The sequence below is a fragment of the Ancylomarina sp. genome, assembly GCF_041555295.1.
Taxonomy (GTDB): domain Bacteria; phylum Bacteroidota; class Bacteroidia; order Bacteroidales; family Marinifilaceae; genus Ancylomarina.
In genome coordinates this window covers 42,677-49,110 of sequence record NZ_JBFFKR010000004.1, presented here as the reverse complement: position 1 = coordinate 49,110, position 6,434 = coordinate 42,677, and the positions used below count along the sequence as shown (strand labels likewise).

The following is a 6,434-nucleotide window of genomic DNA, read 5'->3' as shown; positions in this document are numbered from 1 at the left end:
TGAGAAGAAAATAGTTTTGATTTAATTTGATTATTATTTTAAAAGAATCTAATTAAACTACAATATGGAAGACGTGAAATCACCTTGTATACAAATATGTCGTGCCGACTCTAATGGCGTTTGTTTTGGTTGCAGAAGAACAAACGAAGAAATTGGAGACTGGTCATTATATACCAACGAACAAAAAGAGGAAGTTCTAGTGAAAGCAAGTAATAGAAGAAATGCTCCTGATACACAATCTAGTGGCTTTTTCAGATAAAAAGCACAGCTTAATAAAAATGGAAAAGGCTGCTCTTGTAAAATGAGCAGCCTTTATCCTTTATCCTTTATCCTTCCAAAGTCGTCAACTCATGGTAACGAGTCGATTGCATACCTAAAGTTTCGAGTAAAGCCTGATCTTCATTAATTTCAACATTACCTACTGTAAGTAACTTATTACCAAAGAAAATAGAATTTGCACCAGCCATAAAACAAAGGGCTTGTCCTTCTTTGCTATAATGAGTTCGACCAGCCGCAAATGCGACTACAGCTTTCGGCATAAGAATTCTTGCCGTAGCTACTGCACGAACCATCTCAAAAATATCAACCACGTCTTTGCCATAAAATGGTGTTCCTTCGACTGGAACAAGAGCATTTAACGGAACATTATAAGGGTGTTTTGCTTGATTAGATAAAGTACGTAGCATCTCAATACGATCCTCATCATCCTCTCCCATTCCCAGAATTCCTCCAGAACAGTAATTAATTCCTGCTTCCTGAAGATTAACTAAAGTTTCAAGTCTCTCGGCGTAGGTTCTGGTCGTTGTAATAGTTGGGTAATGACGCTCTGAGGTATCAAGATTGTGATTCACGGCAGTGATACCCAAATCGGCTAATTTCTTTGCTTTCTCTTTGTTGATCATCCCCATGGTACAACAAACTTCCAGACCAAGCTTTTTAACTTCAGTAATCATTTCAGCCATTTCGTTGAAACGATCATCACGATTTCCATCACGACCAGCCGAGCTTAAACACACACGTTTTACGCCGTTTGCTTTAGCAACTTTAGCATCTTCAATCACTTGTTCTAGACTCAACTTCTCTGGTTTCACATGGGTTTCGTAGCGTGCTGATTGTGCACAATACTTACAATCCTGAGAACATGCTCCTGTACGAACAGAAATCAGGGTGTTCATATTCATCTTCGATGAATCGTGGTAATTACGGTGAATGTTAGAGGCACGGTTGACCAAATCTAACAAGGGTAGGTTGTAAATTTCTTTGACCTCATCGTGGGTCCAGTTGTTTCTAATATCAGTCATGATTCAATTCTTTTTTCGGTTAATAATTAATTTTTGGGTAGGATTATAGGACGAAGAAAAGAATTGAACAGCTTGTCGCTGATATTTCTTTCGTTCACCTACAGATTGACTTAAAGTGTTACAAATCATAGTTTGCAACAACAATAAAGCTTCACCATCAGGATCATCTTCGTCACATTTATCTCCACCCTTCTGAGGTTCGTACATAAAACCTGAAATTCCAGCTTCTTGACTCGGGCTCATCATATTGTAGCTTGCAGATAAACAGGCGATTTTAATCTCCTGATTCATACTTGCAAATGCCGCATACGACTTTCTGCTCCAGTGTCTAAAAACCTGTAGTTCCTGATTCCGACCTCTTTGTAGGTTGTCAGTAAACATGTTTAAAAATTAAGATATAAATTTTATGATTCATGCTTGATTCAAAATTTTGAAAATCAAACCTGTCATCATCAATTGATGCTCTTCTGAGCCAGCCAAAGATATTATTTTTTGAATTCTTTTCCCAACTCGCTACTTGATATAGGTTGTAAAGCAGAGTTCATTATCGACTCAGTCCACTATTTGTTATACTTTGAACACATATATTATTATTTTTGCCAACTGAACTCGTGGGCTTAGTAAGAATATCCTTTCTCGGCTCATACATTATATCTCAAAGCAATGAAAAAGTTAAAGTCAATCATGTTTGTTGGTACTGGTTCCGATGTGGGTAAAAGCATGGTGAATACTGGGTTTTGTCGCATTTTCAAACAAGATGGTTACACGCCAGCTCCCTTTAAGGCACAAAACATGTCATTGAATAGCTTTGCAACACCTGAAGGTTTCGAAATAGGCCGTGCACAGGCCGTGCAGGCTGAGGCTTGCAAGTTGCCTTGCCATACCGATATGAATCCGATTTTGCTTAAGCCAACCAATGACAAAAGTTCACAAGTCGTTTTAAATGGGAAACCAGTGGGAACTCAAACGGCTCAAGAATATTTTATGGGCAACAATAAGGCTGCACTTTTTACTGAAGCCATCAATGCATTTAATCGTCTGGAAAAGCAATACAACCCAATTGTACTAGAAGGTGCAGGAAGTATCTCTGAACTCAATCTTAAATCCAGAGATATCACCAATATGCGCATGGCCGTTGAAACAGATGCTGTGACTTATTTGGTGTCAGATATCGATAGAGGTGGTGTATTTGCAAGCGTATTTGGCAGCATTTACCTTTTGGATGAAGTCGAAAGGAAACAAATAAAAGGGATTCTCATCAATAAATTCAGAGGAGACATCAAGCTTTTTAAAGAAGGAAGAACGATACTTGAGGAACTAACTGGCGTTCCAGTAATTGGGATACTACCCTACTTTAGAGATATTCATATCGAAGAAGAAGATTCTGTGAGTTTGGAACAGAAGTTCAAAGAATCTCAATCTAATACGATTAATATTGCTGTTGTTCGTTTACCACGAATGGCAAATTTCACTGACTTCAGCGTTTTAGAACACGATCCGCGGGTTCATCTTTATTATACGGATCGTCCCTCTGAAATTGAGAAAGCAGATATTGTCATCATACCAGGAAGTAAGAATACCATTTCGGACTTGGCTCATCTTAGAAAAATTGGTATTGCGAGTTCCATTGTGAGAGCACAAAAGGAAGGTAAAAAAGTCATTGGAATATGTGGTGGCTACCAAATGATGGGAGAAAGCATTAGTGATCCTAATGGTATTGAAGGTGATTTACCCCTAATTTCAGGTTTAGCTTTACTACCAATCAATACAGTGATCGAAGATAATAAAGTAACCGAACAGTGTCAGTTCAAGTTCAAAGATTATTCTGATACTTGTACGGGTTATGAAATTCATATGGGGCAAACCACTCTAAAGCATCCAGAAAACAACCTTAACAAATTAAATAATGGCAAAGAAGATGGCTATTCTTTAAATGAAAATTGCTGGGGTTCTTACATTCATGGGATCCTCGACAATTCCATTGTCATTCAGGATCTGCTAAAAGGTTTCGATACCGAGGATATCAATTTCGATTACAATCAGTTTAAGGAAGAACAATACAATAAACTAGCTGATGCCATTCGTGAGAATGTCAATATGGATTTAGTTTATCAGCACTTAAGCGAGTAATAAAAAACCGGATTAGATTTCAAAGACATTACATTATCAATACAATGCTGACTCATTCAAATCGCTATATCATTACAGGAGGGCCTGGTTCAGGGAAATCAAGCCTTCTAACTGCTCTTGTCAATCTGAACTATCAAGGTTTTGAGGAAATATCAAGAGTTATCATTCGTGAACAGCATGAGATAGGTGGAGATAGGGTTCCCTGGCAAAATTTAGCCGCTTTCGCCGAATTATGCTATGAACGTATGAGTGCACAATTGGAAGATTGCAAATCGGATTGCACATGCTTCTACGATCGTGGTTTACCAGATATTATTGCCTACATGCGAAGGGGAGGTTTAAGTGTGCCAGATAAATACTTCGAAAAAGCCAAAGCTTATAATCAGATTGTATTCATGACTCCTCCCTGGCAGGAAATTTTCATCAACGACAGCGAACGACCAGAATCATATGAAGACGCCTTAGAAATCTATAAATTTCTTAAGTTAACTTATACAGAATTAGGCTTCAATATTATTGAAATCCCAAAAGTTTCCATCGAAGAGAGAGTTAGCTTCATTGAGAATATTTTGAAAGGATGAGGATGTGAAAACTTAAAAATCTGCGAGGTTCTTCGAAATCTGTGGGATGTGTATTTTCAGATACGACTTTATATCTCCAAAGAAGCTTTTAGAGCTTGGTAAACAGCTTTAGCAAGTAATTCACCAAATAGGACATGCTTACCACAATAGTCAATCTCAGGTCCCTTACCTGAAGCAATAGCACATGAATCAGTTCCAGTCCCCGTAGCAATTTCGCCACTAATAGGGCTTATAATATTCAGATCTTGCAAACAAGCCGACTTGGCTTCAGTTGCCATCATAATACACTCAATCATGCTATTGGGAGAAAGCCTAGCATTTGTCAATATTATCATATTGATTGTTCCTACTTTCTCGCAAGCCTCATTCATAAACTGATAATCGGCCGTATCTCCAGCTCTGCGAGCATTGGAAACTCCTGAGGTTAGAAATACTTCGATCCAAATCCCCTGTGATTCTAACTTAACTCGCCTAAAAGAAGTCATCAACGCAGCAGTCATCATACCAACGGTCACTCCTTTCCAGACATTTCTGTTTGCAATATTTAAAAGACTTACTGCAGGTTTCTCAAACTCTGTTTTCTCTCCTAAGAAATTAGCATCTACTTTGGTATTAAAGAAGTGTGAGGCTTGGCAAACACCACCATTCAAAACCGACGAACTCATTATTCTAATAGGTTCGTCGAATTCCAAATGAAAAAATTGATCGTTTATATCAAATTTATAGTTCATGAGTTTGATTACTCTTTTACACCCTGCTGAAAAGCAAATGCGACTGCTGCATTGTATTTTTTCAAACCACCTGATTTCTTAATAGCCTTAAAAACTTTACGCTCGTTATTAAAGTTAGCTGAAAAGTATTCCCACATGGGTTTCAACTTAGACAATAACTGGGTATCTCCACTTAAATAAGAAGTATAAGAATCGTAAATTTCACCGTGTAACTTCTCTAATAAATCTAATCGCTCTTTGGCTGTTGGAAGTTCCTCTCCTTTGATCTTTAAAGACAAGAATAAATCTTGTAATAGACCACGTCCAATCATCATCTGTTCCAGATTTGGGAATTGCTCTAAACGCTGCTGATAATCTTCAATATTGCAAATATCACCATTATAAATAACGGAATGTTTCGATAATTCAAGGGCTTTTCCAAAAGCTTCCAAGTCAACATCACCCTTATACATTTGTTTACCCAAACGAGGGTGAACAATAATTTCAGACAAGTTGAATTTATTTAAAACGTTCAATACAGCATCAAGTTCTTCAGAAGATTCATAACCAATCCTCATCTTTATAGAAAGTTCAATGCGATCATCCAAACCTGCTGATAAAATTTCTTCTATCATTTCAGGATATGGCAATAAACCAGAACCTTTTTTCTTTTTGGCTAACATTGGAAAAGGACATCCCAAATTCCAATTCATTTTTTTATAACCCAATTCAATCAAATAGTCTCTAAAGAAGATAAATTCCTTAAGGCTATTTCCAATGAATTGAGGAATTAGATTCTCTTCTACATTTGGATCAACTTCTCTAAGATGTGAGGATTTTAAACCATCCCCATTCTGTAGGATAAGAAAAGGGGTATAGAACTGATCTATGCCCCCTATATATTTTGCAAATGCTCTACGGAATACCAAATCGGTAAAGCCCTGTAGAGGTGCTAATGATAATTTCATATTTAAAATCCTAATAATTAAATCTAACGTCCGAAACTCAAAACACTCAATAATTGCTTGCGATGGCGATAATAAGATAAACCATCTTCTGTTGCAATACTTTTTACAAAGCTATCAATCATAGTATCGTAAATAGTTCCAAACTTAAAACGCTCTGGCGGATAAAGTTCTGGATTGTGCATATCCTCTAGTCGAGACAAATACATACGACCAACAATTTCAGCACTTAAATCTTCGCGATACATACCTTGAGCAATACCTTTTTCAATATTAATTTGAATCTTATCGAAAATAAAAGCCATTCTTTGATCCATATGCTTTTTATAAATCTCCGGAAAATATTTCTCAAATTCAATAGTTACAGCTGGCGACACATTTTCAAATCTGTCATTAATTTCCTGACTAACAATAAAAAGAATATCAATCGCATTTTGACCTTCAAAATTATAATCTAGAAATATTTTCATAAAACTAGATCTCTCGAATTCTAAAATTTTCTCAACAAGCTCTTCTTTTGAATCGACATATTGTGAAATTTCTTCTTTCGAAATGCCGATTGTCTCCAACTTTTCTAAAGAAATATCACCCATGCCTTCCTGCAATAGAAACTTTCTAACCTTCTCAATTATCTGAACAAAAGCCTTATCCATAAGTCTACGAAATTTTAAAATTAAAATTTAGATCTCAGATTATCTTCTATTTCACAATCCATCTAACTCCATAGAAATCTAAATCTCTTCTATG

General features: G+C 36.6%; 8 protein-coding genes. 3 read left to right on the top strand and 5 right to left on the bottom strand.

Going from position 1 to position 6,434, the window contains the following annotated elements; all coding sequences use genetic code 11:
* Positions 1-64: 64 nt before the first annotated feature.
* On the top strand, positions 65-259 hold the full coding sequence (locus ABY905_RS00990) for a DUF1289 domain-containing protein (protein ID WP_372639542.1): 195 nt from the start codon (positions 65-67) through the stop codon (positions 257-259).
* A 67-nt stretch (positions 260-326) separates the two neighbouring features.
* On the opposite strand, the gene bioB is transcribed toward ABY905_RS00990, so the two are convergent.
* Together bioB and ABY905_RS00980 are read right to left on the bottom strand one after the other, a co-directional pair.
* The gene (gene bioB / locus ABY905_RS00985) at positions 327-1,301 is read right to left on the bottom strand and encodes a biotin synthase BioB (protein ID WP_372639541.1); all 975 of its coding nucleotides are present in this window, start codon (positions 1,299-1,301) and stop codon (positions 327-329) included.
* A 3-nt stretch (positions 1,302-1,304) separates the two neighbouring features.
* Positions 1,305-1,682 carry a hypothetical protein gene (locus tag ABY905_RS00980; RefSeq protein ID WP_372639540.1) on the bottom strand — a complete coding sequence of 126 codons (378 nt, stop codon included), beginning with the start codon at positions 1,680-1,682 and terminating at the stop codon, positions 1,305-1,307.
* A gap of 282 nt (positions 1,683-1,964) precedes the next feature.
* Here ABY905_RS00980 and ABY905_RS00975 point away from each other — a divergent pair, with 282 nt between their 5' ends.
* Together ABY905_RS00975 and ABY905_RS00970 are read left to right on the top strand one after the other, a co-directional pair.
* On the top strand, positions 1,965-3,431 hold the full coding sequence (locus ABY905_RS00975; protein WP_372639539.1) for a cobyric acid synthase: 1,467 nt from the start codon (positions 1,965-1,967) through the stop codon (positions 3,429-3,431).
* 44 nt (positions 3,432-3,475) lie between these two features.
* A complete protein-coding gene (locus ABY905_RS00970) occupies positions 3,476-4,012 on the top strand; it encodes an AAA family ATPase (RefSeq protein WP_372639538.1) in 537 nt (178 codons plus the stop codon).
* A gap of 68 nt (positions 4,013-4,080) precedes the next feature.
* Here the strand turns inward: ABY905_RS00970 and ABY905_RS00965 are convergent, their stop codons facing one another.
* The 3 genes from ABY905_RS00965 to ABY905_RS00955 are packed head-to-tail and all read right to left on the bottom strand — an operon-like array spanning position 4,081 to position 6,340.
* Positions 4,081-4,743 carry an adenosylcobinamide amidohydrolase gene (locus tag ABY905_RS00965; protein ID WP_372639537.1) on the bottom strand — a complete coding sequence of 221 codons (663 nt, stop codon included), beginning with the start codon at positions 4,741-4,743 and terminating at the stop codon, positions 4,081-4,083.
* A gap of 8 nt (positions 4,744-4,751) precedes the next feature.
* A complete protein-coding gene (locus ABY905_RS00960; protein ID WP_372639536.1) occupies positions 4,752-5,690 on the bottom strand; it encodes a tRNA-dihydrouridine synthase in 939 nt (312 codons plus the stop codon).
* A gap of 23 nt (positions 5,691-5,713) precedes the next feature.
* Positions 5,714-6,340, bottom strand: coding sequence for a hypothetical protein (locus ABY905_RS00955; protein ID WP_372639535.1), 627 nt, complete (start codon positions 6,338-6,340; stop codon positions 5,714-5,716).
* Positions 6,341-6,434: the final 94 nt, after the last annotated feature.